The sequence below is a fragment of the Mucilaginibacter sabulilitoris genome (genome assembly GCF_034262375.1).
GTDB lineage: Bacteria > Bacteroidota > Bacteroidia > Sphingobacteriales > Sphingobacteriaceae > Mucilaginibacter > Mucilaginibacter sabulilitoris.
This window is the reverse complement of record NZ_CP139558.1, coordinates 1178870-1205667: the sequence shown is the minus strand read 5'-3', so window position 1 is coordinate 1205667 and position 26798 is coordinate 1178870. Positions and strand designations below refer to the sequence as shown.

The window sequence follows — 26798 nt, the reverse complement described above, 5'->3', positions numbered from 1 at the left end:
CTATTTAATTTCTTGCTAAAACTCATCACTCAAAACTCACCACTTCAAATTAATGTTTCTTACTATTCACCGGCAAGGTAAACCAGTTAAATCCGTCGCGGGCAATTAATGCTTCGGCAGATTCAGGGCCCCATGAGTCGGCAGAATAGTTAGGGAAATTAAGGCTCTTTTTAGTTTGCCAGGTATTCAATATAGGCATTACCAATTCCCATGCAGCTTCTACCTGGTCGCCACGCATAAACAGGGTCTGGTCACCCAGCATAGTATCCAATATCAGCGTTTCATAAGCTTCCGGAGCCTGATTGGTATAAGTACCTTTATAATCAAACACCATATCAACGGCATTTAGCACCATATCAATTCCGGGACGTTTCGCCTGTACTTGCAACCGGATGCTCATTTCGGGCTGTATGCTGATGATAAGCCTGTTTTGCTGCCAGCTTTCTGCCGATTCAGTTGGGAATACTAAATGCGGTACATCCTTAAACTGAATGGTAATAACCGATGAGGGTTGGTGCAAACGTTTACCTGTACGCAGGTAAAACGGAACACCCTGCCAGCGCCAGTTATCAACAAAGAATTTAATGGCGGCAAAAGTTTCGGTGTTTGAGTCAGGATTAACTTTTGGCTCTTCCCTATATCCGGGAACTTCTTTACCTTTCATCCAACCGCTGCCGTATTGGCCCCTAACGGCCGAATTACGTACATCTTCGGGAGTAAACTTGCGCATTGCCTTTAATACGTCAACCTTGCGGTCGCGCACTTCATCGGCATTAAAGCTAACAGGCGGTTCCATGGCTACGTGGCACAGCAATTGCAGCAGGTGGTTCTGGATCATGTCGCGCATAGCGCCGGATCCATCATAGTAGTCGCCACGATCTTCAACACCCAATTGCTCAGTAACCGAAATTTGCACGTGCTCAATATAGTTACGGTTCCACAATGGCTCCATAATGGAGTTGGCAAAACGGAAAGCCATAATATTCTGAACGGTTTCTTTACCCAGGTAGTGGTCAATACGATAAATCTGGCATTCATCAAAAATGTTCGCCAGCAGTTGGTTAAGCTCTTTAGCCGTTTCCAGGTCATGACCAAATGGTTTCTCAATAATGATCCTTACGCGTTTTTTATCATCGGCCAGTTTAGCTTTTGATATATTGGAGGCAATTATCGGGAAGAAATTCGGGGCCACAGCCAGGTAAAACAATACGTTGGCTTTGGTTTTCCATTCGGCATTGTGTTTTTCAATACGTTTGCCAAACTCCTTGTAAGTTTCAAAATCGTTGGCATCCGATACCTGATAATAGATATTTTTTACAAAGTCGGCCCATTTTTTATCGTCGGTTTTACCGCTGCGCGAAAACTGGTTAATGTCTTTATATAAATTCTCTCTGAATTGCTCGTCGGTAAGTTTGGTACGCCCGGTTCCAATGATCGAAAATTGTTTAGGCATCCAGCCATCTAAAAAAAGATTGTAAAGGGCGGGTGCAATTTTCCGGGAGTTTAAATCTCCGGTACCACCAAAAATGATGAATATGGTAGGATCTGATTTGGTTTGTGTGCTCATTTTGTTTCTGTTGCGTGTTGCGAGGTTTGTGTAAACTGTGTTTTGCGGGATTTCTGTTGCTGGGTTTCATACATGCTGCCCCCGAACCAGGAATCCCGCAACCCAACCCTAACTAACTGGTGCCCATTGTGTATGGAATGTACCCTCTTTACCAATCAGCTCATATGTGTGTGCTCCAAAATAGTCGCGCTGGGCCTGTATAAGGTTTGATGGCATCCTGGCGCTGCGGAAAGCATCAAAATAGCTTAACGATGCAGTATAACCCGGCGCGGCAATACCCGCAGCGATGGTTTTTGATAATACCGTCCTGATACCCGGTACAGTACCCTGAACCAAAGCTTCTACATTAGTATCAAGCAGCAGGTGCTCTAAACCGGCATTTTTTTCGTATGCTTTAAAAATATCGTTCAGGAATTTTGAGCGGATGATACAGCCACCGCGCCAGATCTTAGCTATTTCGCCAAGATGCAGGTCATATTTATACTCTGCCGATGCGTTTGACAACAGGTGCATACCCTGTGCATAGCTGATGATCATGGTGAAGTAAAATGCCTGTTCTAAGGCAGCTACAAATTCCGTTTTATCAACATCAAGTGCAATTGGATCTTTAGCATAGAGGGCAGCCGCTTTTTCGCGCAGCTGTTTGTATTTTGAAAGGTCGCGCATGGCTACCGAAGTATCCACAGTTGGGATAGGTGCCTGCAGGTCCATGGCCACTTGCGATGTCCATTTACCGGTACCTTTAGCGCGGGCTTCGTCCTTAATATCATCTAACAATAAATGATCGGTACCCGGCGCTTTGTATTTGAAAATGTCTTTGGTAATATCCAGCAGGAATGATTGCAGCCTGCCTTCGTTCCACTCGGCAAAAATTTTGCCTATCTCGTCATTGCTTAGTTTTAAGCCTTTTTTCAGTATCTCATAAGTTTCTGCAATTAATTGCATAATACCATACTCAATACCGTTGTGCACCATTTTAACAAAGTGGCCGGATGCACCCGGACCAATATAAGTTACGCAAGGTACGCCATCAACTTTGGCGGCAATAGCTTCAAAAATAGGCTTCATTACGTTGTAAGCCTGCTTGTCGCCACCCGGCATCATGCTCGGGCCACGGCGCGCGCCTTCTTCACCACCAGACACACCCATACCAAAGAAATGCAGGCCTTTAGCTTCCAGTTCTTCCACACGGCGGTTGGTATCGGTAAAGTGCGAGTTACCGCCATCAATCAATATATCGCCTTTTTCAAGCAGCGGGGTAAGTTCTTCAATTACAGCATCTACAATTTTACCGGCCGGAACCAGCATCATGATAGCACGCGGGGTTGTTAAACTTTGTATAAACTCTTTCACGTCGCCAAAACCCTTAGCGGCACGGTCGCCTGCCTCTTCGTTCAATGATGCTACTTTTGCGGCATCCTTATCATGTCCGGCTACGGCAAAACCGTGATCGGCCATGTTCAGCAGCAGGCTGCGGCCCATAACGCCTAAGCCAATCATGCCAAAAGCATATTTATCTGTTGTTGCGCTCATTTTATTGTTTTAATAGTTTATTGGTTTATTGGTTAGCCTCACCTAAACGGCGGAGCCTTCAAGTAATAATCCTCTCCAAAGGAGAGGACTTTAATAGCTTTCCTCCTTTTAAACCCTCTCTTCCGGAGAGGGCAGGGTGAGGCTAAATTTGACTAATGAACACCATTTTCCTTTTTTAGATCTTCTAATATTTTTTTGGTGGTTTCAAAATCTGTGTGCTGGAACGAACGAATACCCAGTTTTTGTGCAGTATTCACAAACATGATCCTGTCGTCAAAATACACGCATTGTTGTGGCGACGCCTGGGCAATGCCCATGGCCAGCTGCCATATACCCGGATCGGGTTTGCGCATTTTCACCTCGCACGATGATACAAAGGCATCAAAACACTCGTGCAGTTTAAATTTTTTAACCCGGTAGTCGTTCAGTTCCTTGCCTTCGTTATTAACAGAAATGATGCGGAAACCGCAATCCTTTTTCCATTGCTTAAGCCAGGCCAGCGTACCGTCCAGCTCAACAGAGCGGGAGTATATGAACTCCTTAAAATCCTCACGCACAAAATCGCGCGGGTGGTTAAATATCACTGTATCCAGGTATTCGTCAAGGGTGATGCTGCCAATTTCATATACGTTAAATATGAAATTGTGCAGCTCATTTACCTCTTCCTGATCAAGCCCAAATTTTTCACACGCGGCCTTGCGCGAATCGCGACCCCAGCCATTGGAGAGCAAGATGCCCCCTACGTCAAAAAATAATATTTTAATGTTAGCGGCTTCCATAAAAGCAATTAGCTTACTTTGCTTTTTTGGTCTTCAATAGCGTTTAACAGTTTTTCGAAAGGCTTATTGAATTTCTCAATGCCTTCATCTTCCAGTTGCTGGGTGATGGCATCCAAGTCAATATCCAAACCTTTTAATTTAGCTAAGGTAGCAGTTGCCTCATCTAAACCTGTCTCTAAAGTATTGGCGGCAATACCATGATCACGGAAAGCGTCGATAGTTTCCAGAGGAACGGTATCAACAGTATCCGGACCAATTAATGCTTCAACGTATTTGGTATCTTTAAATGCAGGGTTTTTGCTGCCGGTACTTGCCCATAATAAACGTTGTGGTTGAGCGCCTTTGGCTGCCAGTTTTTCCCAACGTGTACCGCTGAACACTCTTTTGTAAATTTCGTAAGCCTTTTTAGCAGAAGCGATAGCCACTTCACCAACCAGTGCTTTTTCACCTTTGGCTTCCAGCATAGGGTCAACAATAACATCAATACGGCTTAAGAAAAAGCTGGCTACCGATGAAATATGAGCTATTTCATGACCTGCTGCCAAATGATCTTCTAAACCAGAGATGTAAGCTTCGGTAACCGCTTCGTAACGCTCTAAACCAAAAAGCAGGGTTACGTTGATATTGATGCCTTTAGCAATTGACTGCCTGATAGCGGCTAAACCCGGTTGAGTACCCGGAATTTTGATCATTACGTTTTTGCGGCTAACTTTTTTCCAAAGGTCTTCGGCCTGTTTTGCAGTACCTTCGGTATCTAAAGCTAAGAACGGAGAAACTTCAAGGCTAACATAGCCGTCGGTTCCTTTTGATTCGTCATATACACCTTTAAAAAGGTCTGCAGCTTGTTGAATATCTTTTATAGCTAAGCCGAAAAACAGCTGCTCATTGTCATCAGTAGTTTTTGACAGTTCAACAATATCGTTATCATAATCAGAACTGCTGGTTATGGCTTTTTCAAAGATTGCCGGGTTTGAGGTAACACCTCTTACACCATCTTCGTCAATTAATTTTTTAAGTTTTCCTGAAGCAATGATTTCGCGGTCGATAAAATCAAGCCAAATGCTCTGACCGAAATCATGTATTTGCTTTACATTATTAGTTGCCATATTTAAGTCTGTTTAAGTGTTAAAATTTTATTGTTTCTTTTGATTGAATGTATTGAAAACGGCATCGGAAGAGCCGCTCCATCATTCGTGTTTTTACTTTGGTATTTGTATCAGTTAGGTAAAGTTCTTAAATTATAATGTAAATTTAGTAACCTTAATATCATAGTTTACTTAATATACCTGTTACCTGTATATTAATTGTTTGCTGCCATTAAAATGGTAGGATTATAGCCTATAAAAAGCCCGCTTTCAATAACCCCGGTAATCAATTTTATATCCTTTTCCATGGTAATTCCAATGTCTTCAAATTTGCAATCAAGTATCAGGTTACCGTTCTCCGAAATTATGGATCCGTCCTTGCCTTTTGCCGGGCGCAAAACGATACTGGTAGCGCCCAGTTGCTTTAACTCCTTCTCTACATACAGCAATGCCTGCGGAAACACCTCTATAGGCACCGGAAAGTTGGCACCTAATTTGGTTACTATTTTTGATTCATCAACAATGATATACCGCACGGCGCTTGAGCTAAGCAGCAGCTTTTCTTTAAACATGGCGCCGCCCCTGCCTTTAATTAAACTGTTGTTTGGGTCAACCTCATCGGCCCCGTCAAACAGCCAGTCCGGTTTGTTTTCGTAAAGGGTGGTTAAAGGCACGCCAAGCTTGCTGCAAAACATCGAGATTTCCAGTGAGGTTGGTATCGCCTTTACATCCAGCTTTTCTGCCTTTATACGGTTAGCGATGGCAATTAATGCCAGGTATGATGTTGAGCCCGAGCCAACGCCCAGTGTATCGCCATCTTTTACCTTCGCGGCAATTTCATCGGCTACCTTTTGCTTGCCGGTTATATTAATGATCTTATCAGACCATTCCAGGTCTTTTATTAAACTACTATTCCAATCCATGGAGTTGTGAGTTATAAGTAATGAGTAATGAGTTTCAAGCAGTATAAACCACTCAAAACTCATTACTCAAAACTCAATACTATAACAGCGCTTTAGCTTTTTTAACTACATTATCAACTGTAAAGCCGAAGAATTTGTACAGATCTTCTGCTGGGGCCGATTCACCAAAGGTGGTCATGCCCAGCATATCGCCTTCGTCGGTAGTATATTTGTGCCAGCCCATTGGCGATGCCATTTCAACAGCCAAACGTTTACGGTTTGCCTTAGGCAGTACTTTTTCTTTATAAGCGGCATCCTGTTTTTCAAACAGTTCCCATGACGGCATACTTACCACACGGGTTGAGATGCCTTCGGCTTCCAGTTTTTCCTGCGCCTGCATAATCAATGAAACCTCAGAACCGGTAGCCAGCAGGATCAGGTCAGGGCCTTTGCTGCCTTCTGATACAATGTAAGCCCCTTTTTCAAGGTCAGATGCTTTACCATATTTGTCCTGATCAAGTATTGGCAGCCCCTGGCGGGTGAACACCAACACAACCGGACCTCCTTTGTGCTCAATGGCAGCGCGCCATGCGTAGGCGGTTTCATTAGCATCAGCCGGGCGTATAACGGTAACGTTTGGTATTGCACGCAACGTTGATAAGTGCTCTACAGGCTGGTGAGTTGTGCCATCCTCGCCTAAACCGATACTATCGTGGGTGTAAACAAATATCGGGCTCACTTTCATGATGGCGGCCAACCGGATCGGCGGGCGCATGTAGTCAGCAAATTGCAGGAAGGTTGCACCAAAAGGAATAATACCTTTGGTTAAAACCATGCCATTTAATGCCGAACCCATGGCATGCTCGCGGATACCGAAGTGGAAATTGCGGCCATTCCTGTTTTCGGAAGTAAATGAATCAAACTCTTTCAGGTTGGTTTCTGTTGACGGCGAAAGGTCGGCCGCACCACCAATTAGGTTTGGCAGGTTTGCTGCTATAGCGTTCAATACTTTACCAGACGCCTGACGGGTAGCCATTTTAGGATCAGAGCCTTTAAAGCTTGGCAGTTTATCGGCCCAGCCTGATGGCAATTCGCCTTTAAATGCAGCTTCATACTCGGCAGCCAGTTCAGGATATTTCGCTTTATAGTCGGCAAATAATTTATTCCATTTTTCTTCTTTGCCTTCGCCTTTCGCACCTTTTTCGTTGTAATATTTTATTACCTCGGCAGGTACGTCAAATGATTTTTCAGGATCAAACCCGAAGAATTTTTTAACCAGCTTAATTTCGTCAGGTCCAAGCGGTGAACCGTGTGAACCGGCAGTGCCAGATTTGTTAGGGCTACCATAAGCAATTAATGAACGCACGCGGATCAGTGATGGTTTTTGTGTTTCGGCTTTGGCATTGATCAAGGCAAGCTCCAGTGCATGGGTATCATTCACATCGGCTATTTCCTGTACCTGCCAGCCGTATGCACGGAAACGGGCGCTTACATCTTCGTTAAAAGCAATGTCGGTGCTGCCTTCAATAGATATATGGTTATCATCGTACAAATAGATCAGGTTACCCAACTGTAAATGACCGGCCAGTGAAGCCGCCTCAGAGGTAACACCTTCCATCATATCACCATCGCTGGTGATAGCGTAAATATTATAGTTGAAAAGCTCAAAACCCGGTTTGTTGTAACGTGCGGCTAAGTGTTTTTGTGCTATTGCAAAACCAACACCATTAGCAAAACCCTGGCCCAACGGCCCGGTGGTAACATCCACACCCGGAGCCAAGCCATATTCTGGGTGACCCGCAGTTTTGCTGTGTAACTGGCGGAATTGTTTGATATCATCTAAAGAAAGATCATATCCTGTTAAGTACAAAAAGCTGTACTGCAATATACAGGCGTGACCTGCAGACAAAATAAACCTGTCGCGGTTTGCCCAATCAGGATTTTTAGGATTATAGTTTAAAAATTTTGACCATAAAACGTGGCCCATTGGTGCAAGCGCCATCGCGGTTCCGGGGTGACCTGAATTTGCTTTCTGTACCGCGTCTGCCGATAATACCCGTACGGTGTCTATTGCTAATTTTTCAATGTCTTGTGTATTTTCCATTGTTGTGTCGGTATTGTATAGTTTTAGTTAGTTGATGTTGAATAATTTTATTTGGCAGGTGTTGCCACTTTTCTTTTGGTTTTGCTTTCGGCTTCATTAACCCATAGCCTTGCCCCCCCTTTTATGCCATCGGCATTGGTAACAATTTTCATGTTTTTATCCAGTTTAAAGGTGAGCAGGTCTGAGTTGCCTCCGCCAATATATAAAGTGTCATAATTGAATACAGTTTTTAAAACTTTAAAAACTTTTTGCATCCGTTTATTCCATCTTTCTTTACCTTCTTTTTCAAGGGCTTTTTCGCCTATGTATTTATCGTAAGTGGTATCGGCATCTTTAATAGGATGGTGTGCCAACTCCAAATGCGGCAGTAAATGGCCGTTCATTAACAGGGCGGTACCAAAACCCGTACCCAGGGTTACAACCATTTCAAGGCCCTTGCCCTTTACCACGCCAAGACCCTGCATATCGGCATCGTTAACTACCTGTGTTGGCTTGCCCAATGCTTCGCCCAGCTTTTTGCTCAGGTCAACACCTTCCCATAGTTTGGTATCAAGGTTAGGCGCTGTATGGATAATGCCATTCCGTACATACCCCGGAAAACCTACAGATACCTTATCATACGACGGAAAATTTTTCACCAGTGTTTTAATTGCTTTGATGAGGTTTTCGGGACTTGCCGGCGCGGGTGTTACAATTTTATCGTAGTCCATTTTAAGCTCACCCTTTTTGTTCAGAATGGTGGCTTTAATGTGTGAACCACCAATATCGATGGAGAGGATCTTTAGCGGAGATGGGGTGTTCTTCATTTAATATGGATTTATTGAATTCAGGCCGGCATGCTATCAATTTGATCCCATGATTTTTCCGGGTGCCTAAATATCACATTTTTAATAATATCTGATTGTTAAATGTGTAAAATAACACATAAAGCAAATAAACATTACCAGGGTAAAGTTAGCGTTGCTTTTCGCTTTTCAAACAGAAAATTAAAGTATTTTTACTCAATCATGGCAAAAACACTGCTAATTTGCAATTTTGTTACCAATTTGTTAAAATTTTATGACTTAAATTGTACTTTTCTTTAAAACATTTAAACAATTGGCTTGTTTTCTCCCGATTTGATCATATAATCCTTCCCTTTCCACCTAAAAATGCCTGATGTTTGTTCTGGCAGATTGATCAGGATATTCCATTTACCTTTCTCAAATTGATATTTAACTGTAATTTTCCCGTTGGGGTGAGGGATTTCGCCGCTTATATTTTTCATATCGCCCAAATGCGGCTCAATTTTCACTTTGGCAAAACCAGGCTCATCGCTGTCAACGCCTAATATGGTCCGGTAAAATTCAATATTAGGGCTTGCACCCCAGGCATGACAGTCGGACCGGTTATGTTCCAGGTCAGAGATCTCGGCCCAGGTAGTTAAACCCATATCAATATTTTTGCGCCATATATCAAGCCATTTCAGGTAATCGTTACCCAGCCCTCCTTTTATCAAGGCCTGGTGCAGGTAATATTTAAAATAGATGGTGCATTTGGTAAGCGTAGTATCGGTTAATAGTTTTTTGCATAAAGCGGTTTCGTCCGCTCCGCCGATCATGCCGGTTAACACCGCCAGCGTGTTGGTATGCTGCGAAAACAATTGTTTGTCTTCAGTGTCAGAATACAATTGTCTGCCTGCATCCCAATACCTTTTTTGAATAGTTGCTTTTAGCTGGGTCGCTTTTTCTTTGTACAGCGCCGAGAAAGCCTGCATTCCCATTTTCGCCTCCATTTCGGCAGCCTGATTATAGGCCCACATCAGCTGCAGGTCTAACACCGCCGAATTGCCATTCCTAATGGGCGCCTCGCCAAAATCCCAGCCTTTGTCGTTCACCCAATCAACAAAAGTCCAATAGGGGGTATCTTTTAAGGAACCATCGGCCTGCTGATATTTACTAAAGAATGATAGTACAGCTCTTACCCCTTCCAGCTTGTTTTTTACAAAAGCGCTGTCGGGCCGGTACATCCAGTAATCATGCAGCATACCGATGTACCACAACGAAAAGGTAGAAATAATTTGCGGGGAGAAAGACGGGTGCCGGCTCAGCGTTAACCCTTCTGCAATGCGCGATTGATCCATCTGGTTAATGGCGTTGCGCGCCAGCCTGTCGTCGCCGCTGTTGTAGTATGATACGAGCGCTTGTATCCTGCTGTCACCTACATATTGCAGCTGTTCATAATAAGGACAATCGGTATAGGTTTCACCGGCGCAAAGACGCGCGGTTCGCCAGCCAATGTCCAGCATCTTTTGCATTTCGGGGTTACCGGTTTCCAGCTTCGCATTTAATTGAAACGGATAACCGGTGAATGTGCCATACATATCATCAATAACCAAAGGCTCATTGCCTGTTTTTATTTTTACCTGTATATAGCGATAGGTACGCCAGGCTAGTGTGGTAAAAGTTTGATTAGCCGAGCCGTCGGAAATAATACTATCGCGGCGACCGGCAAATAATTTACCCTCCACATCGTTCCGGTTACCTTTTACAGTGCCTTCGCGGCCAGTTAAACGGGTAAACATAGCCTCGGCATAAGTTAGTTTTACCGATGCGTTTTTGCCTTTACTAAAATTAAGCGTTACAAAGGCATTGGTTAAAAAAGTTTGATCGAGCAATAAGGTAGCCGATGTATTGGCAGGTATAGTTACAGCCGTTTTTACCGCCGGAAAGGATTTGGACACCGTTACCCCTTCCGCTTTGCGAAGCGTCGCTATCCGCTGGTATTTGAGTTCCATTGGGGGCAGTGACGATGGCACCAGCATCCAGCCGAAAGCATTTACGGTGCCTTTGGGATTGCCCGCATCTATTTTAATGGCATTTTTCCACGCGCTATCATCAAAATCCACCGCATCCCATCCTTTGATGGTATTATTCATATTTACCAATTCGCCGGGACCGGCCACATAGTATGGGTGATAGCCAATACCGTTTAAAGGCTGGTAAGCTTTGTCGCGGATACATTTCCAGGTTTTACCAGTGTTAACAATAGCTTCATTAGCTGTATTACCCTGCATAATAAAACCGGTGCGAAGCGAGATCTGCGCTTCGGGGCGGTAATCGCCTTCGTTCCAGACTAATGCTGCTATACTGTTATTGCCGGCTTTCAGATAAGATGCCAGGTCAACCGTTTCATAATTCCAATAGTAGGTATCGCCTCGGGCGGGGCCCAATGATACCAGCGTTTGATTAACATATAACTTATACCGGTTATCGGCCGATACATGAACAATAAAAGAGGTTGGTTTTGTGCTAAGCTGGACATTTTTACGGAAATAATAAACACCGTAATCTTTTTCGGGCTCATCAGGAACGGTGATCCAGGAGGCTTTCCAGTGCCCCTTTAAAAGTTCGGGAGAAATGGTTTGGGAATGGCCGGTTTTTATGATAGACACGCAGGCGACTAACAGGATAAGCTTAAAAAATTTCTTCATTTATAAGGTTTTGTTTACTGTAGTTAGCAGCAGGAGATGATGAATTGAAGCTAAGTTAATTAATTGATTTAGCTTATGCACTATTCAAATTAGTGAATTTGGCTGAAGCCTTTTCTCCTTTGGCGATCCGTCACTTAAATGGGACGGCAATGAATTATCTGTTTTAATTAAAATCATTGCCGTTGGTTTTAGCCAACGGATAAAGAGGGTACATAATCGGCTTTAGCTAAACTCTATTTACTACAAAAATCTGATTTTGCTTATACATTATTTATCTGTAATGCGTATTATTTCATAAATCATCTATCTTTAGATTTTGCTAAACCTAAGGCTATGGACATTTTAACCGTATTGATACTCATCCTGATTGTTTATTTAATAGTGAGCAACAAAACGGATATTAACCGCAAATTGAGCGATCTTGATAATAAAACGGCAGAGCTAAAACGCCTGATTGAACATTTGCGGGTGTCCCGAACACTTGAAGAACAAGTTAAAAAACCGGAAGCGACTAAATCTGCAATCAGCGAAATACCGCAGGTTAAGCCACCCGAAGCACCTGCCAGCAAACCGGAACCACCTGTACCTGCAGAAGTACCACCGATACCTGAATTTGCCAAACCTGAAAATATTGAACGACGGCCTGAAGTTATTACCGATAGCCGCTCAACCATTCACCGACCGGTTAAAACCTCTGATTTTAATCCGCCAAAACCCAGGGAACCGCAGCCATCATTTTTTGAGCGCCACCCTGACCTGGAGAAATTTATCGGCGAAAACCTCATTAACAAAATTGGTATTGCCATATTGGTTTTGGCCATTGGCTATTTTGTAAAATTTGCCATTGATAACGATTGGATTGGCAAGGCCGGCCGCGTAGGGGTTGGCATTGCGTGCGGCGCTATTTTAATAGGTATTGCACACCGCCTGCGTAACAGCTACAAGGCTTTCAGTTCGGTATTGGTTGGTGGCGGCCTGGCGGTATTCTACTTTACCATAACACTAGCATATCACCAGTTCAACTTATTCGGTCAAACAACATCGTTCATTATACTTATTATCATTACTATTTTCGCGGTGGTGCTTTCGCTGCTGTATGACAAGCAGGAGCTTGCCGTTATTGCGCTGGTGGGTGGCTTTGCCAGTCCGTTTATGGTTAGCACCGGCAATGCCAATTATAATGGCCTGTTTATTTACCTGCTCATACTCAATACAGGTTTGCTCATTATTGCTTACTTTAAAGCCTGGCGCATACTCAACATAGTATCCTTTGGCTTTACGGTTATTGTTTTTGCATCCATACTGTATACGCTTACCGCACCAACATACCACACCGGGTTTATTTACGCTACCATTTTTTACTTGTTGTATTTTGCCATTAATGTAGCGCACAACGTTAAGGAGAATAAAAAATTCATCGCTTCAGACTTTAGTATTTTACTCATTAATACCGCGCTTTATTTCGCGGCAGGCTTATACCTGCTTACCGTGATGAAAGACGAGCAATACCGGGGTCTATTTTGCGTGAGTTTGGCGGTGGTGAACCTGGTGCTATCATACATATTATTCCGCAAACGCAAGGTTGATACCAATATACTATACCTGCTTATAGGCATTACGCTCACCTTTATTTCGCTGGCGGCGCCTATACAGCTGCACGGCAACAGCATCACCATTTTCTGGGCATCGGAGGCGCTGCTGCTGTACTGGCTGTACCAAAAATCGGCTATCCAACTTATGAAGCTTACGTCGTTAATATTATGGATAGCCATGTTGCTGAGCCTGTTTATGGATTGGTACCAGATATACAGCTATCACGAAACAAGCCTTACTATTATAGCCAATAAAGGTTTTATCACTACGTTCATCGCGTCTATAAGCTCCTACCTGATATCCGTTCTGATAAGTCGCGATGAAGCCCCGCATTTAAAAGGCATAGCCGTAGACAAACATATTTTCAGCATTGCCGCTCTTGCCCTGCTGTTTTTTAGCGGATTGCTGGAGATAAACCATCAATTTTTGAATCATTACCCAAATACGGCTTTAAACATTTTATACATGATGTTGTATACGCCGGTATTTATTTATGGATACTACCTGGTTTCGCTAAAGGTGTCGGCACTCAATTTCAATGAAAAAATAAGGCTGGGCATTTTAATGGTTTGCATCACGGTTTACTTGGCCCTAACTCCGCAGTTTTTTGACCTGCAAAGGCTCATGTTGGAGCAGCAAAAACCGTCCGCAAGTCATTTTGCTGCCCATTGGATAGGCGCCATATTTATTGCTTTGCTGTTTTACCGCATCATACGCTTGTGCCAAAAAACCTTAGATACCGGAATGAAGACACTGTTCACCTGGATAATAAGCGCGGCGGTGGTGGTGTTTTTAAGTTTGGAATTGAGCTTAGCGAGTAACTTATTGTTTTACAGCAAAACCTATTCTATTGACCGGGTGGAGACGGTTTATATCAAAACCGGGCTGCCTATACTGTGGGGCCTGTTATCCTTCGCGCTGATGTGGCTGGGTATGCGCCATAAATTAAGGGTGATGCGTATTGTATCGTTAAGCCTGTTTTCGTTAACGTTGCTGAAATTATTTTTGTTCGATATTAATAACATACCCGTGGCCGGGAAAATCGCGGCGTTCTTTTGCCTCGGTGTTTTATTGCTTATTATATCGTTCATGTACCAAAAGGTTAAAAAAATTATTGTTAATGATGAAGCAAAGCCTGCTGATGACCAAGCCAAACCCCAGGATGAGTAAAATTACCTGCATTACCTTACTGCTTTGCGCGCTTATGTTACCGGCATTGGCGCAAAAGAATTTTAAATACCAGGCCGTGCTGCCCAGGGTTGAAGTTACCGGCTTTTACCGTATTAGTTTACAGCCTGCATTAGTAGCTAAAGTCAAAGCCGATCTGTCCGACATCCGGATAGCCGATGCCAAAGGCAATTTTATTCCCTATATACCTGCGGGCAGCCTGCCTCAAAAAGACCAGAAAAGCTTTGTTGTTTTTAACCAGGTTGATGCGCCGCTAAGCTCCGACACCGGAACAACCTTTATTGTAGAAAACAAAACCGGCCTGGTCCTTGACCGCCTCTGGATAAAGCTGCAAAACACAGCCGTACAGCGCAAAGTGAACTTAGTGGGCAGCGATGACCTGAAACAGTGGTTCGCCATACAGGAAGACATCCCCCTGCAAGAGGCTGTAGCCAACAGCGAAGGTACTTATATGCAGTCGCTGGCTTTCCCGGCCAGCAGTTACCGTTACCTCAAAATTTTGGTGAACGATAAAAACAAAACACCCATCAAATTTTTGCAGGCCGGTGTATATACCGAATATGCAGCTTCGCTCAATTACATCCGGATTTTGCCGGTACAACTTGCCCGGGTTGATAGCAATAAAACCACCTATGTTACTATAAAGCTTAATGATCATTACCAGGTAAATAAACTGCATATCGACATCACATCGCCAAAGTATTTTAAGCGGGATGTGGAGATATATCAGATCAATAACAAAGAAAAACAACTGCTTGCGGAGACAGCGCTCAACTCAGCCAAAGCTACCGACCTGCTCCTATCTGCCAAAACCGAAGAGTTACTATTGCAAATTAACAACGGCGATAACCCGCCGCTGACAATCAAAGGCGTTGATGCTTATCAGTCGGATGAGTCATTGATCAGCTACCTGGATAGTAAGGAAACCTACCACCTGCTGGCAGGAGATTCATCGGTGCAGGCCCCCGAATATGACCTTAAATTTTTTGCCGACAGTATTCGGGACAATACCCCGCAGATAAGCCATGGGGATGTGCAGCAAAACACCGCCTATCAAATCAAACAAGCCAAACCCGACCGTGATTATACCTTGTTTATTTGGATTGCCATTATCGTTGCTGCAGGCTTGCTGCTTTTCCTTACTTTAAAAATGACTAAAGAAGTGGGTAAAAAGGCTGGGAAGGAATAGCTGGCAAAGACTCACCCGACCATCGCTGCGCTCGGTCACCTTCTCTACGCCTGCGGCGCAAAGAGGGCGCTTGAAAGTTTAATTTCAATTGTCATCCTGAGCGTAGCGAAGGATCTGTTAGTGAACTATGCATTTTATAGAATAGATGCTTCACTACGTTCAGCATGACAATTCTCTTCTTTACCCTCTTTGCGCCGCAGGCGTAGGAGGGTCGTCCAGCGAAGCGCAGACGGGGTGAGTCTACCCGCGTTTACGTCCTTACACTCAAAATATCATGCACCGCGTGTTCGGCTTTTTCAAACTGGAAGGTAAAGCCAGAATCGAGCAGGCGTTTTGGTTTTACCCAGCGACTTTTCAGTATCAGTTCGGGCTCGGTACCTATAACCCTGGCTCCTATATCCAACAGCCACTCGGGGGCGGGCAAACCGAAAGGCATGCCATAAGTTTTGCGGATGGTATGCATCATATCAGTATTTTTTACTGCTACAGGCGCAGTACAGTTAAATATGCCCTCCATCTCCGGGTGATCAAGCAACCATTGCGTACTGCGGGCTACATCATGCTCATGCACCCATGCCATGTACTGCTGCCCATCGCCCTGCTGGCCGCCCATACCCAGCCTCACGAGGTTAAGCAGGCGCGGAAAAACACTATCACTACGGCCAAGTACAATACCCATGCGCAGGGCAATTTTACGGGTATGCGGTGTTTCGCTGCTCAGAAAAACACTTTCCCATATATTACAAACATCAATAGAAAAACCGTAGCCAATTTCGCCGGTTTCTTCATCCTGCGGGTGGTCTTCGGCATGGCGGTATATGGTAGCAGATGTAACATTGATCCACAGTTTTGGCGGGTTTGCCATTTTATTGATCGCATGCCCCAGCAGCTCAGTGGGCAGCACCCGTGAGGTAATAATTTCGGCTTTGTTTTTTTCGGTATAGCGGCAGTTTACATTTTTACCGCAAAGGTTTATCAGCATATCGGCACCGGTTAGCTGTACGGTCCAGCCGTTTTCGGTTTTACCGTCCCATACTACAGTCCGAATATTGTCAACAGCTTTGGCCGGTTTGCGGGCCAGGATAATAATTTCATTGGCTTTGTCTTTATAATATTTTGCCAGTACAGTACCCAGGTAGCCATTGCCGCCGGCAAGTACAATTTTTTTGTAAGGTTTCATTAGTTCAGGTTGGTGATAAGTGCCAATAAAATAATACGGTATATAACCCAGGTTATGGTGAGCGTCCAGCCCAGGTCAAGCAGCTTTGTACGACGGATGTGTTCCAACAGCATTAACCCGGCAACCCCCATAAAACAACAGGCATATACATCAGACCCTAATTTGAACCAATGGTTTATTGCCAGCGGAATTAAAAGCAGCAAACTCCCGCCGAAAGAAATAGTCATCATATTGCCCAGGTAAGTCCATGTTTGACGGCGGTCCCAAAAGGTCATTATTGTTCCCTGGAAAATGATCTGTCCGCCGCATATCATATACTCACGGTAAGGGCCGCCCAGGGGTATGAGCCCGGTAAGCAGGTGTGCATAAGCCGTAAGTATATACCCTGTACAAAACCAGGTGAACAGCAGGTAGGCTACGCGGTAATGTTTTTTAAATGTAGGCTGATAAGTAAAATTCGCCTCGTCTTTAGCCGGCGGAATAATAACGCGCCTGTTATATGATATAAAGGCGTAAACTTTGCTCATGAACCACACAAAAGGCTTAAATGCGAACAGCGGCGCGAAAACCGGCCAGGCATTACCAATTATTTTAAACAGGCTTTTTATACCGTAGGTTACCTCACCGCTTTTAAGATTTACAAGCGCAATTTCGTTCACTGCGCGCTGGTGGTCATATACCGGACAGGCGCCTGCTGCCACATGCTGATAGGCAGTGCGGCCGTCATGATCAAGCATACCGGTTTTTACAAAGGCTTTGGTGTACACACTGCACATGGGGCATTCTACGTCGAAAAGTACCACATGATCTTTTAGCGTTTTCATACTTTATTAATTATGTTATCGTAATTCAACAACACAAAATTACTATTTATTTTGAATTTTCAATAATTATTGAAAATATAATTTAAAAAGGAAGATTTGTAATAAAATGCCCTCTGGGTTCTCTGTATCGTTCGCGATTGCGTCGTCCCTCGAAATGACATGGAGACGGTCTGTCACCCTGAGCGCCGTCGAAGGGTCGAGCGCAGAGGCCTTTGCCACCATCTTCGACGGAGCTCAGCGTGACACCTCTTTCTTATGTTGTCAGAAATAACAAGCAAAACATGTCATTGCGAGGAGGTACGACAAAGCAATCGCGAATTATGAAGATTAGTTTTTGATGTGATTGCCCACGCGCGACTCACCCGATCTGTGCTTCGCTGACCACCCTCCTACGCCTGCGGCGCAAAGAGGGTGGGAGGATTAAAATAAATAAAAACGCGTCATTGCGAGGCGCGAAGCAATCTCTACATAGGCAGGTTCAAATGCCTGTTCGCGCTGTATAGTATATAGATTGTTTCGTGCCTCGCAATGGCGCAGGATAATAAATTTACTGCAGATTTTCTCCCCCCTTTTGCAATTCCCAATAATCTTAATAACTTTGGCAACCAAAGTACTTTCATGAAAGAAAAAGACGTTCACGCCGAAATCAGTTCCATCCGCGATTTGATGGAGCGCTCGGCCAAGTTTATTTCCCTAAGCGGCCTGTCGGGTATTATGGCCGGCATTTACGCGCTAATTGGCGCGGGCGCAGGCTATCAGCTAATCCACCAGGCAAACGACGGCATCGTTAACCGCAATGATACTACGCTCATAGCCGAACTATTTATGCTGGCATTTGCCGTACTTTTTCTGTCCATCGGCACCGCCATTTGGTTGTCCTTTAAAAAATCAAAGAAAAACGGACAGCCCTTTTGGGGAACCATCAGTAAACGGCTAGTGGTTAATATGGCTATACCGCTGGTAAGCGGCGGGCTATTCACCTTTATATTGATACTTCACGGGCATTATGGCATTGTAGCCTCATCAACACTTATATTTTATGGGCTTTCCCTGATAGCCGCCAGTCACTATACTTATTCGGATGTGAAGGGTTTGGGGATATTGCAGATTTTATTAGGTTTGCTGGCCGCATTGATACCGGGCTTCGGATTAATTTTCTGGGCCGTAGGATTTGGCGCGCTGCATATTATTTATGGCACTGTGATGCACTTTAAATACGATTCGTGAAAATATCGTTAGACCAGTTTGATAAAGCATTTGAAAACCGCATACGCCTGCAAATCATGAGCGTACTGGTGGCTAATGAAAGCTACGACTTTAATTCGCTTAAAGAACTGCTTGACCTTACCGATGGCAACCTGGCATCGCACCTTAAAGCATTAGAAAAAGAAGAATACATGCAGGTGCAAAAAAGCTTTATCGGCCGTAAACCCAACACCCGTTACCTGGTGACAGAAAAAGGCCGGGCTGCCTTTAAACTACACCTGCAGGCACTGGAAAACCTTATTAAACAGCAAAAAAAGTAATCGTTACTTCCCGCTCATCTGCGTCAGCATAAAATCAAGTGCGGCCTTATCGGGCAATGGCTTTGCTGCAGGTTTCTCGCTTAATATCATGATCTGGTTATCATGCGTGTTGTAGGCAGGCCATACGACTAAGCCTTTGACATTGGGGTTACCTGTTTTAGCAAAGTTTGTCCAATACGCCGACATTACTGTTGCCAGCTCTTGATCAACCGGCTGCCACGGTCGGTTTAGGAATTTAAGGTTGTCATAAGCATAGGCTACCTCGCCGGTATGAAAAGCACCATACTTCACAAAATCTGCAGTGGCTGGCAATCGACGCGTGAAACGATAAACATAAACTTTCGAGCGCCCTTTTTCACTTTGCACATTAGCCCAGGTATAATTCTGTGTGCCGAATATCTGGTCGCGGCTTATCCTTATCTGCGAGGTTGCAGCTTCTTCGTCTGTTCCGGCGGGGTAAAGTGACAGGAACGTATTGGCATTAACTCCGTATTGCGCCGATATCTGCTTTTTATAATCTTCCGCGTTTTTTAGCTTCCCCACAAAGGCGTCATCCTCGTTCCAGCCGGTAAGCAGTGGAACGTCGTTTTCTTCATTATCGGCAAAAATTTGGGCGATTGATTTGGGCAGTACATAACCATCAATAATAGGTCTGCATTGCGATTTATTAACCAATTCTGAAGCCGGCTTATTTCTCATCTCGGCAATAGAATTTACACCTATGGTTTTGACCACCTTTTCGCCATCTTGCTCGGCCTGTTGTAAAGTTGTACTACCGAATGGGCCTGTAATAAAACTGGCGCCGCTTTCGGCAATGGCTTTTTGAAACAGTCCTTTTCCAAGCGGCGAAGCCACCAGGCAGTTCACACTCATAGATCCTGCCGATTGCCCGGCAATGGTAATATTTCCCGGATCGCCGCCAAAGGCCGCTATGTTTTGCTTAATCCATTTAAGTGCAGCCAGCTGATCCATCAAGCCATAATTACCCGATGCATTATGGCCCGATTCTTTACTAAGCTCAGGATGAGCAAAAAACCCGAATATCCCTACCCGGTAATTAATCACCACAAAAACCACCCCTTTTTTAGCAGTAGCTTCCCCGTCATAAATAGGCACTGCTGCCCCGCCTGATGAAAAACCACCGCCGTATATGTAAACCAGAACAGGCCTTTTTTCTGCGGATGATCTGGCTCCCGTCCACACATTCAGGTAAAGGCAATCTTCGCTGATAGGTTCATAGGGGATCAGAAACTCACGCGTGTAAACGCCAAACTCGTCGGGCTTACCCTGCATAGGGCTGGCTGAAAACGTGGTGCATTGTTTAACACCATCCCAGGGTTGTACCGGCTGCGGCGCCTTCCAACGCAGGTCGCCCATCGGGGGAGCCGCAAAGGGTATCCCCTTAAATATATGTACATCGCCCGTAACATTGGTACTGCCCGAAACGAGCCCTGCATCGGTTTTAACTACGGCCAGCTCACTTTTTTGAGCATGGGCCAAAGTGCAGTACAACAACATTACAGCTAATATCAAGCAGCTTTTCATTTGAATAGGTTAATGAGTTATTATAGGTCCATTTATGGTTTAACACCTGCTTTTTTGTATTTAGCAGTACGGGCATCATTGATAACACCTTTCCAGTTAAGCCCGAAGCCAAAATCGTACGTATTCCCCTGGTCATCGGTATAACATTTCATATCATGAGGCACATCTTCAAATTGCTCCTCCACAGTTTTCATATCAGCAGGCATTTGAAGCGGCAATAAAGCCGATGGCTCGCTGTTGCCAGTAAGCAGATCAAGCGTGGCTTGCCCCTGTACACCAAAATCAACGAGGATGGCATCGGCGCTTTTTTCAAATTCCGAAAACACCATCGGGTTACTCATATCAACTGAAACAATTACCGGTTTACCTTTCATTTTGGCATAAGTATCTGTGATCATACCCCAATCTGTAGTATTGATAGCAGTGGCCGATTTCCCTTTATAAGAACGATTGGTAAATTTCTCTAACGGGTCGCCGCCGGCTATACTTGTGGCACGTGCGTCATTAGCGGTGTATGGGCCGTATTGCAAACTGATCGGTACATATCCGGTTCCGCCGTTTTTGGCATCATCACTATTGTAACCGCCACCACTGTTAGGGCTTCTGACGAATATCAGGGCGTAATCGGCCTCCTCTGGATTTTCGGTAACTTTAAAATATTTCTTTACTGTTTCTATATTAACAGGGTATTCCAATTTCTCGGGTGTTTCCATTCCCAGGAAATTTCTGCCGGCCGGGGTAAATTGCTTTGGAACATACACCGTTTTATTTTTGGTAAGCGGTAGTACATTCCCCTTGTTTTTAAGCATCACAATTGATTTCAGCTGCGCCTGATAACCAGCGTTCATAAATTCAGGATTGCCTACAATACTTTTGGACGCTTCGGGATCCAGGTACGGGTTTTCAAACAAGCCTGTCCGGAAAATATTTCGCAGCAACCTTACGGCCGACTGCTCAAACCGCGCCCGCATAAAAGTTTCGCCATGTTCTTTAACACCCATCTGGTAAGCGGCAACCACAGGGGCAACCTCATTGTTACCGCCAAACTGGTCAACCCCGGCCATCAATATCTTATAATGCCGTTGCGCTATAGAAAGGCCCTCAACACCCCACGACTTGCCCGACAGAAACTGATCAACTGCGGTTTCATCGCCCGTCACCAGCCAGTCGGTACATACCACACCGTCAAACTTGTATTTCTTTCTTAAAAGATCGTTGATAATGTAGGAGTTATAATTATTGGCCACATTCTCCTTGTTTTTGGTATCCTGGTTAAAGGAGATGGTATAATATGGCATTACTGATGCCGCCATTCCTGTTTTACCATTCAGCTTAAAAGCGCCTTCGGTAAACGGAATTAGATGCTGCTTAAAGTTATTGCCCGGATAAACGGCATATTTACCATATCCATAATGCGCATCGCGGCCACCCTCGCCCGCTCCGCCACCGGGCCAGTGTTTTACCATGGCATTTACACTACCATAGCCCCAGCCACCATTAATTTCCTTATCACCAGCCGAAGTTTGAAAACCATCGATATAGCCACGCGCCATATCTGCAGATAACTGTGGATCTTCGCCAAACGTTCCGCTCACACGTGCCCAGCGAGGCTCGGTGGCAATATCAACCTGCGGCGATAGCGCGGTAGCAATACCCAGGGCACGATACTCCAATGCTGCTATATGCCCGAAGTTTTCAACCACTTTAGGATCAAATGTAGCGGCAAACCCCAACGAGCCGGGCCACATGGAAATAGCCCCGCCCGCACCGGCATTATATTCGGCAGTAGCAACAGTACCATGCCGCGGGTCAGAACTGTTATTGTTCGGGATACCTAAACCCAGGCCCTCTACAAAAGCCTGCGCCTTGTTATTCCACTGCGCTGCAATTTCAGGGCTTTGTACCGATGTGATAAGCACGTGGCGCACATTGTCTTTTTCCAGAAATTGCTTTTGCTGATCAGAAAGATCATACGGGTTGGCACCGCTTTCGGCAAACTTTTTGCCTCCATAAGTCCCGGCGAACGGGCCGGCGGGGGCGGCTGGTATGGGCTGGTGTTTACTGTAGAGCATTAACCCCGCAATTTGCTCCACGCTCATTTTGGTTGCCAGGTCCTTTGCCCGTACATCAACAGGCAGGCGCCAGTCTTCATATTTGTCCAGCTTGCCGTTTTTGTTGAGGTCTTTAAAAGCCAGACCATCAACAGTTAAAATTTTCACCCCCGAAGTAGTGGAATACCCCAGGCTTTGCCCGCCAGTGTTGGCAACAAAAACAACATCGCCCGACTTTTTTTCGGTCCATTTGGTTTGGGCCATCGCTACTGTTGCAGGCAGCAGGGATAGCAGCGCTATAAATTTAAACTGGTTTGCCATAAGGTTTATAGTAATTGGTTTATATAAAGTTGCTGATTAATTAATGCCTGTGCAAAGTTTTTACCTAATGCACAGGCTTTTATTTTTTTGGTTGGCTGAGTTTACTTTAACTTCAATTCGTTAATAGCTTGCTCGGGTACCAGGGCCTTGTTTACTTTTTCAACAGTGATATCCTTCGCCAGTTTAAACGACGCTGCTTCCGCAATCGTTCTTGATGATGAACCTATCTTTACCTCATACTTACCCGCATCAGCTATCCACGATTCTTTGCTGGTATAAAACGAGGCCAGGTCGGCTGCCTTAATTACAAAGCTCATGGTTTGCGACTGGCCGGGGGCAAGCAGCTTTGTTTTACCAAAAGCTTTCAACTCATCTTCGGGTTTATCCAGATCTTTTTTAGGCGCAGCCAGATACAATTGCACCACTTCTTTACCAGCCACATCACCTGTATTTTTAACGGTTACGGTAGCCGTAATGCTGCCAACAAAATTGGGGGCGCTTAACTTGAGGTTACTAAATGTAAAGCTGGTGTATGACAGACCATAACCAAACTCATAGGCCGGCTTAATCTTTGCCGCGTCATAATAGCGGTACCCAACATAAATACCTTCTTCGTAAACTACCTTTTCCGGCTTGTCTTCAGGTGTGCCGGGGAAATTATTAGCCGATGGCACATCCTTATAATCAACCGGGAAGGTAGTAGCAAGTTTACCGGATGGGTTCACCTTCCCGCTCAGTACATCGGCAATGGCGTTACCGGCTTCCAGACCCGGCTGCCAGGCCAGCAGAATTCCGTCTACCCCATCACGCCAGCTGGTCACTTCAATTACACCGCCAATATTCAGTACAACTATCACCTTTTTGCCTTTCGCGTGGAACGCGTCGGCAATAGTTTTGATCATTGCTTTTTCTGCCGCGGATAAATAGTAATCGTTATCAAGCTTCCGGTCTGCGCCCTCGCCAGCATTTCTGCCTATGGTAATCAGGGCAGCATCGGCGTCATTGGCTTCATCGGCAATAATGTCGGTAATATCCTTTTCGGGGATTGGAGCCGGATGGTCGAAAAAGTTTTTAGGCTTCGGTTGTTTCAGCTTCATATCGGCCAGGTAATCGGTATAGCTTTTAGACAGTTTTTCCTGCAGCTTATAGCTGGCATTTTCTAAACCCTGCATTAATGATATGGTATATGCTTTGTTCACGTCTCCACTGCCTGTACCGCCCGCGATAATATTATAGGAGGTATTGCCAAACACTGCAACCCTTTTTGCCGCGGCAAGCGGCAAAGCGTGATCATCATTTTTAAGTAACACCATGCCCTGCGCGGCGGCCTCACGGGCAACTTTGGCATGGCCGGTCAAATCGGGCTTATCAGAATATTTATATTTAGTGAACGAGGGTGATTTAATAATAATGTTCAAAATCCGCTCCACATTGGCATTAAGCTGGGCGATACTCAGCGTACCCTTTTTTACGGCTGCCACAATAGCCTCCGACTGACTTGGGCTGCCGGGCATAATCAGGTCGTTGCCTGCCTTCATTTGCGCCACCGGGTCTACACCGCCAAACCAGTCGGTCATTACAAAACCTTTCAGTCCCCATTCCTTTTTTAGGATGGTAGTAAGCAGATCGTGTCTTTGCGAAGTAAAGGTGCCGTTCAGTTTGTTATATGATGACATTACCGTCCACGGTTGTGATTTTTTCACAGCTATTTCAAACCCTCTTAAATACAACTCACGCATAGCCCTTTCGCTCACTACTGTATTGATACTGTTGCGGTTGGTTTCCTGGTTATTGGCAGCATAGTGTTTAATAGATGTGCCCACACCGTTTGATTGTATGCCGCGTACTATGGCTGCGGTCATGTCGCCGGCCACCAGCGGATCTTCTGAGTAATATTCAAAATTACGGCCACCCAGCGGGTTGCGGTGTATATTTAATCCCGGGGCTAGCAATATGTCAACTCCATATTCGCGCACCTCGTTGCCAAAGGCTACACCTACCCGGTTCACCAGTTCGGTATCCCAGCTGGAGGCCAGCAGTGTAGCAACCGGAAAAGCGGTAGCATAATAGGTTTTTGATTTGTCTCCATTCCTGACAGGTTCAATACGTAAACCGGCAGGGCCGTCAGATACCGTCATTGATGGTATGCCCAAACGAGCGATACCATGGGTACGCCCCGCCGCGCCGGGAACTTTCTCGGGTATGTTATAAGCATCCGGGTCAGATGGTGGCAGTTTAAAGCCGCCAATATCAATTGCCTCTGGCTTTTTACCTTTTTCGGGCGGTGGCATGCCGGGCATTTTAAAACCCATGCCTACAACCAGTTTTGATTTTTCTTCTAATGTTAAAGCAGCTATAATCTGTTTTACATTGTTGGCACGCAATTGCGGCGCCTGTTGTTTGCCTTGGGCGTGTACCGTTGATTGAAAACTTACGGCAGAACACATCAATACAATAGCAACATTTAATTTGTAGCTAATTCTCATGTTTAATTTAATAAGGGTATTAAATACTGTTGGTTATAAATGGCTTATTAACAGCGCTTAATTTTATTGTGTCAATAATACACAATAGTAAATATTAACTTTTGAAATTGCAAATATTGTTCTCTTCCCAACAGCCGAAAACAGGTCTTCTTTTCTAAAAAATCATCCGCAGCTAATGCTAAAACCTTTTTTAAAACTTCAATTAGTTTTTTTATTTAACATTTAAATCGTTAATCTTGAGTTGGTATTTCCGGATACTTCCATTGAACCAATAAAACGTTAACGTGGCATTGTTAAACGTTAACCTATGAACCAAATTAAACAAGCAGAAAATATTTGCTGCTGTTTTTAACATGAATTGTATTGTATGAACAGGACTAAAGTGGCTATACTCGGCGCAGGTTTTATTACCGACATCCACATCGAATCATATCATCGTTTTATACCCGAGGCCGAAGTGGTTGCCGTGTATGCCCGCAACCCCGATAAAGCAAAAGCATTTGCCGAAAAGTACCACATACCACAGTGGTATAATGATATCGACCAACTGATAGCCGAGTCGGGCTGCGAAGTGGTTGATATCTGCCTGCCCAATTACCTGCATGCCGATGCTACTATCAGGGCCGCCAAAGCAGGTAAACATATCATTATTGAAAAACCGCTTGCCGTAACGCTTGAAGAAGCCGACGAAATGATTGCCGTTTGCAGGGCTAACAACGTAAAGCTGATGTATGCCGAAGAACTATGTTTCGCCCCCAAATATGAACGGGCAAGGCAATTGGTAAATGATGGCGCTGTTGGCGACCTGTTTATGCTGAAACAAGGCGAAAAACATTCCGGTCCGCATACTGACTGGTTTTACGACATCAATTTTTCTGGTGGCGGTGTTATTATGGATATGGGTTGCCATGCCCTGGGCTGGTTCAGATGGATGCTTAATAACGCCAAAGTGACCAGTGTTTACGCTACGATGGATACCGTATTTCATAAAGAACGAACAAAAGGCGAAGATAATTCGGTAATGATCATAGAGTTTGAGAATGGGGTAACCGCAGTAGCCGAAAATAGCTGGGCCAAGCATGGCGGCATGGACGACCGCTGTGAAATATATGGCACAGGGGGCGTAATTTATGCCGATCTCTTCATGGGAAATGCCGCCGTTACCTACAGCCGCGAGGGATATGGCTACGCGATGGAAAAGGCCGATACCAGTAAAGGCTGGAGTTTTACCATTTTTGAGGAAGCCTTTAACCAGGGCTACCCGCATGAACTTAAACATTTTATTGATTGTGTACGCAACGATAAAACCCCACTGGTAACCGGCGAAGATGGCAGGGCTGTACTCGAGATCATTTACGCGGCTTATGCTTCGGCTGGAGCCGGAAAAAAGATTGCCTTACCATTTTCGGCTAAAGTTGCTAAACCCATTGACCTTTGGTTAGATCATAAATAA

18 protein-coding genes are annotated in these 26798 nt (G+C 44.8%); 5 read left to right on the top strand and 13 right to left on the bottom strand.

The genetic code is table 11. The features are described from left to right. Positions 1–49 precede the first annotated feature (49 nt). The 8 genes from zwf to SNE25_RS05210 form a co-directional block, all read right to left on the bottom strand. Complete coding sequence (gene zwf, locus SNE25_RS05245; protein ID WP_321564038.1) at positions 50–1567, bottom strand: glucose-6-phosphate dehydrogenase; 1518 nt, start codon at positions 1565–1567, stop codon at positions 50–52. A 108-nt stretch (positions 1568–1675) separates the two neighbouring features. Further along, positions 1676–3100: an NADP-dependent phosphogluconate dehydrogenase gene (gene gndA / locus SNE25_RS05240; protein WP_321564037.1), complete on the bottom strand. Its 1425-nt coding sequence runs from the start codon at positions 3098–3100 to the stop codon at positions 1676–1678. Between the two features lie 152 nt (positions 3101–3252). After that, positions 3253–3879, bottom strand: a complete 627-nt coding sequence (locus SNE25_RS05235) for an HAD family hydrolase (RefSeq protein ID WP_321564036.1) — start codon at positions 3877–3879, stop codon at positions 3253–3255. Between the two features lie 8 nt (positions 3880–3887). After that, the gene (gene tal / locus SNE25_RS05230) at positions 3888–4985 is read right to left on the bottom strand and encodes a transaldolase (protein WP_321564035.1); all 1098 of its coding nucleotides are present in this window, start codon (positions 4983–4985) and stop codon (positions 3888–3890) included. 194 nt (positions 4986–5179) lie between these two features. After that, a complete protein-coding gene (gene rpiA / locus SNE25_RS05225; protein WP_321564034.1) occupies positions 5180–5887 on the bottom strand; it encodes a ribose 5-phosphate isomerase A in 708 nt (235 codons plus the stop codon). A 79-nt stretch (positions 5888–5966) separates the two neighbouring features. Next, positions 5967–7970, bottom strand: coding sequence for a transketolase (gene tkt / locus SNE25_RS05220; RefSeq protein ID WP_321564033.1), 2004 nt, complete (start codon positions 7968–7970; stop codon positions 5967–5969). 47 nt (positions 7971–8017) lie between these two features. Then, the gene (locus SNE25_RS05215; RefSeq protein ID WP_321564032.1) at positions 8018–8776 is read right to left on the bottom strand and encodes an ROK family protein; all 759 of its coding nucleotides are present in this window, start codon (positions 8774–8776) and stop codon (positions 8018–8020) included. A 284-nt stretch (positions 8777–9060) separates the two neighbouring features. Beyond that, positions 9061–11442 (bottom strand): alpha-L-rhamnosidase-related protein, encoded by a 2382-nt coding sequence (locus SNE25_RS05210; protein ID WP_321564031.1) that lies wholly within the window; start codon positions 11440–11442, stop codon positions 9061–9063. Positions 11443–11775: 333 nt separating this feature from the next. On the opposite strand from SNE25_RS05210, the gene SNE25_RS05205 reads away from it, so the two are divergent. Together SNE25_RS05205 and SNE25_RS05200 are read left to right on the top strand one after the other, a co-directional pair. Continuing rightward, complete coding sequence (locus SNE25_RS05205; RefSeq protein WP_321564030.1) at positions 11776–14205, top strand: DUF2339 domain-containing protein; 2430 nt, start codon at positions 11776–11778, stop codon at positions 14203–14205. Beyond that, positions 14156–15412, top strand: a complete 1257-nt coding sequence (locus SNE25_RS05200; RefSeq protein ID WP_321564029.1) for a DUF3999 family protein — start codon at positions 14156–14158, stop codon at positions 15410–15412. The genes SNE25_RS05205 and SNE25_RS05200 overlap by 50 nt, the downstream gene beginning before the upstream one ends. Before the next feature lie 250 nt (positions 15413–15662). Here the strand turns inward: SNE25_RS05200 and SNE25_RS05195 are convergent, their stop codons facing one another. Both SNE25_RS05195 and SNE25_RS05190 read right to left on the bottom strand, forming a co-directional pair. Then, positions 15663–16592, bottom strand: coding sequence for a TIGR01777 family oxidoreductase (locus tag SNE25_RS05195; protein ID WP_321564028.1), 930 nt, complete (start codon positions 16590–16592; stop codon positions 15663–15665). Further along, the gene (locus SNE25_RS05190; protein WP_321564027.1) at positions 16592–17416 is read right to left on the bottom strand and encodes a DCC1-like thiol-disulfide oxidoreductase family protein; all 825 of its coding nucleotides are present in this window, start codon (positions 17414–17416) and stop codon (positions 16592–16594) included. The genes SNE25_RS05195 and SNE25_RS05190 overlap by 1 nt, the downstream gene beginning before the upstream one ends. A gap of 618 nt (positions 17417–18034) precedes the next feature. Here SNE25_RS05190 and SNE25_RS05185 point away from each other — a divergent pair. Further along, positions 18035–18643, top strand: a complete 609-nt coding sequence (locus SNE25_RS05185) for a hypothetical protein (protein WP_321564026.1) — start codon at positions 18035–18037, stop codon at positions 18641–18643. Next, entirely contained in the window at positions 18640–18942 is a 303-nt protein-coding gene (locus SNE25_RS05180) for a winged helix-turn-helix domain-containing protein (RefSeq protein WP_321564025.1), read from the top strand. The genes SNE25_RS05185 and SNE25_RS05180 overlap by 4 nt, the downstream gene beginning before the upstream one ends. 3 nt (positions 18943–18945) lie before the next feature. On the opposite strand, the gene SNE25_RS05175 is transcribed toward SNE25_RS05180, so the two are convergent. From SNE25_RS05175 to SNE25_RS05165, 3 genes are all read right to left on the bottom strand, one after another. Beyond that, positions 18946–20487 (bottom strand): carboxylesterase/lipase family protein, encoded by a 1542-nt coding sequence (locus SNE25_RS05175; protein WP_321564024.1) that lies wholly within the window; start codon positions 20485–20487, stop codon positions 18946–18948. A 32-nt stretch (positions 20488–20519) separates the two neighbouring features. Next, positions 20520–22859, bottom strand: a complete 2340-nt coding sequence (locus SNE25_RS05170) for a glycoside hydrolase family 3 protein (RefSeq protein WP_321564023.1) — start codon at positions 22857–22859, stop codon at positions 20520–20522. A 101-nt stretch (positions 22860–22960) separates the two neighbouring features. Further along, positions 22961–25345, bottom strand: a complete 2385-nt coding sequence (locus tag SNE25_RS05165; RefSeq protein ID WP_321564022.1) for a beta-glucosidase — start codon at positions 25343–25345, stop codon at positions 22961–22963. A gap of 367 nt (positions 25346–25712) precedes the next feature. On the opposite strand from SNE25_RS05165, the gene SNE25_RS05160 reads away from it, so the two are divergent. Then, positions 25713–26798 (top strand): Gfo/Idh/MocA family protein, encoded by a 1086-nt coding sequence (locus tag SNE25_RS05160; RefSeq protein WP_321564021.1) that lies wholly within the window; start codon positions 25713–25715, stop codon positions 26796–26798.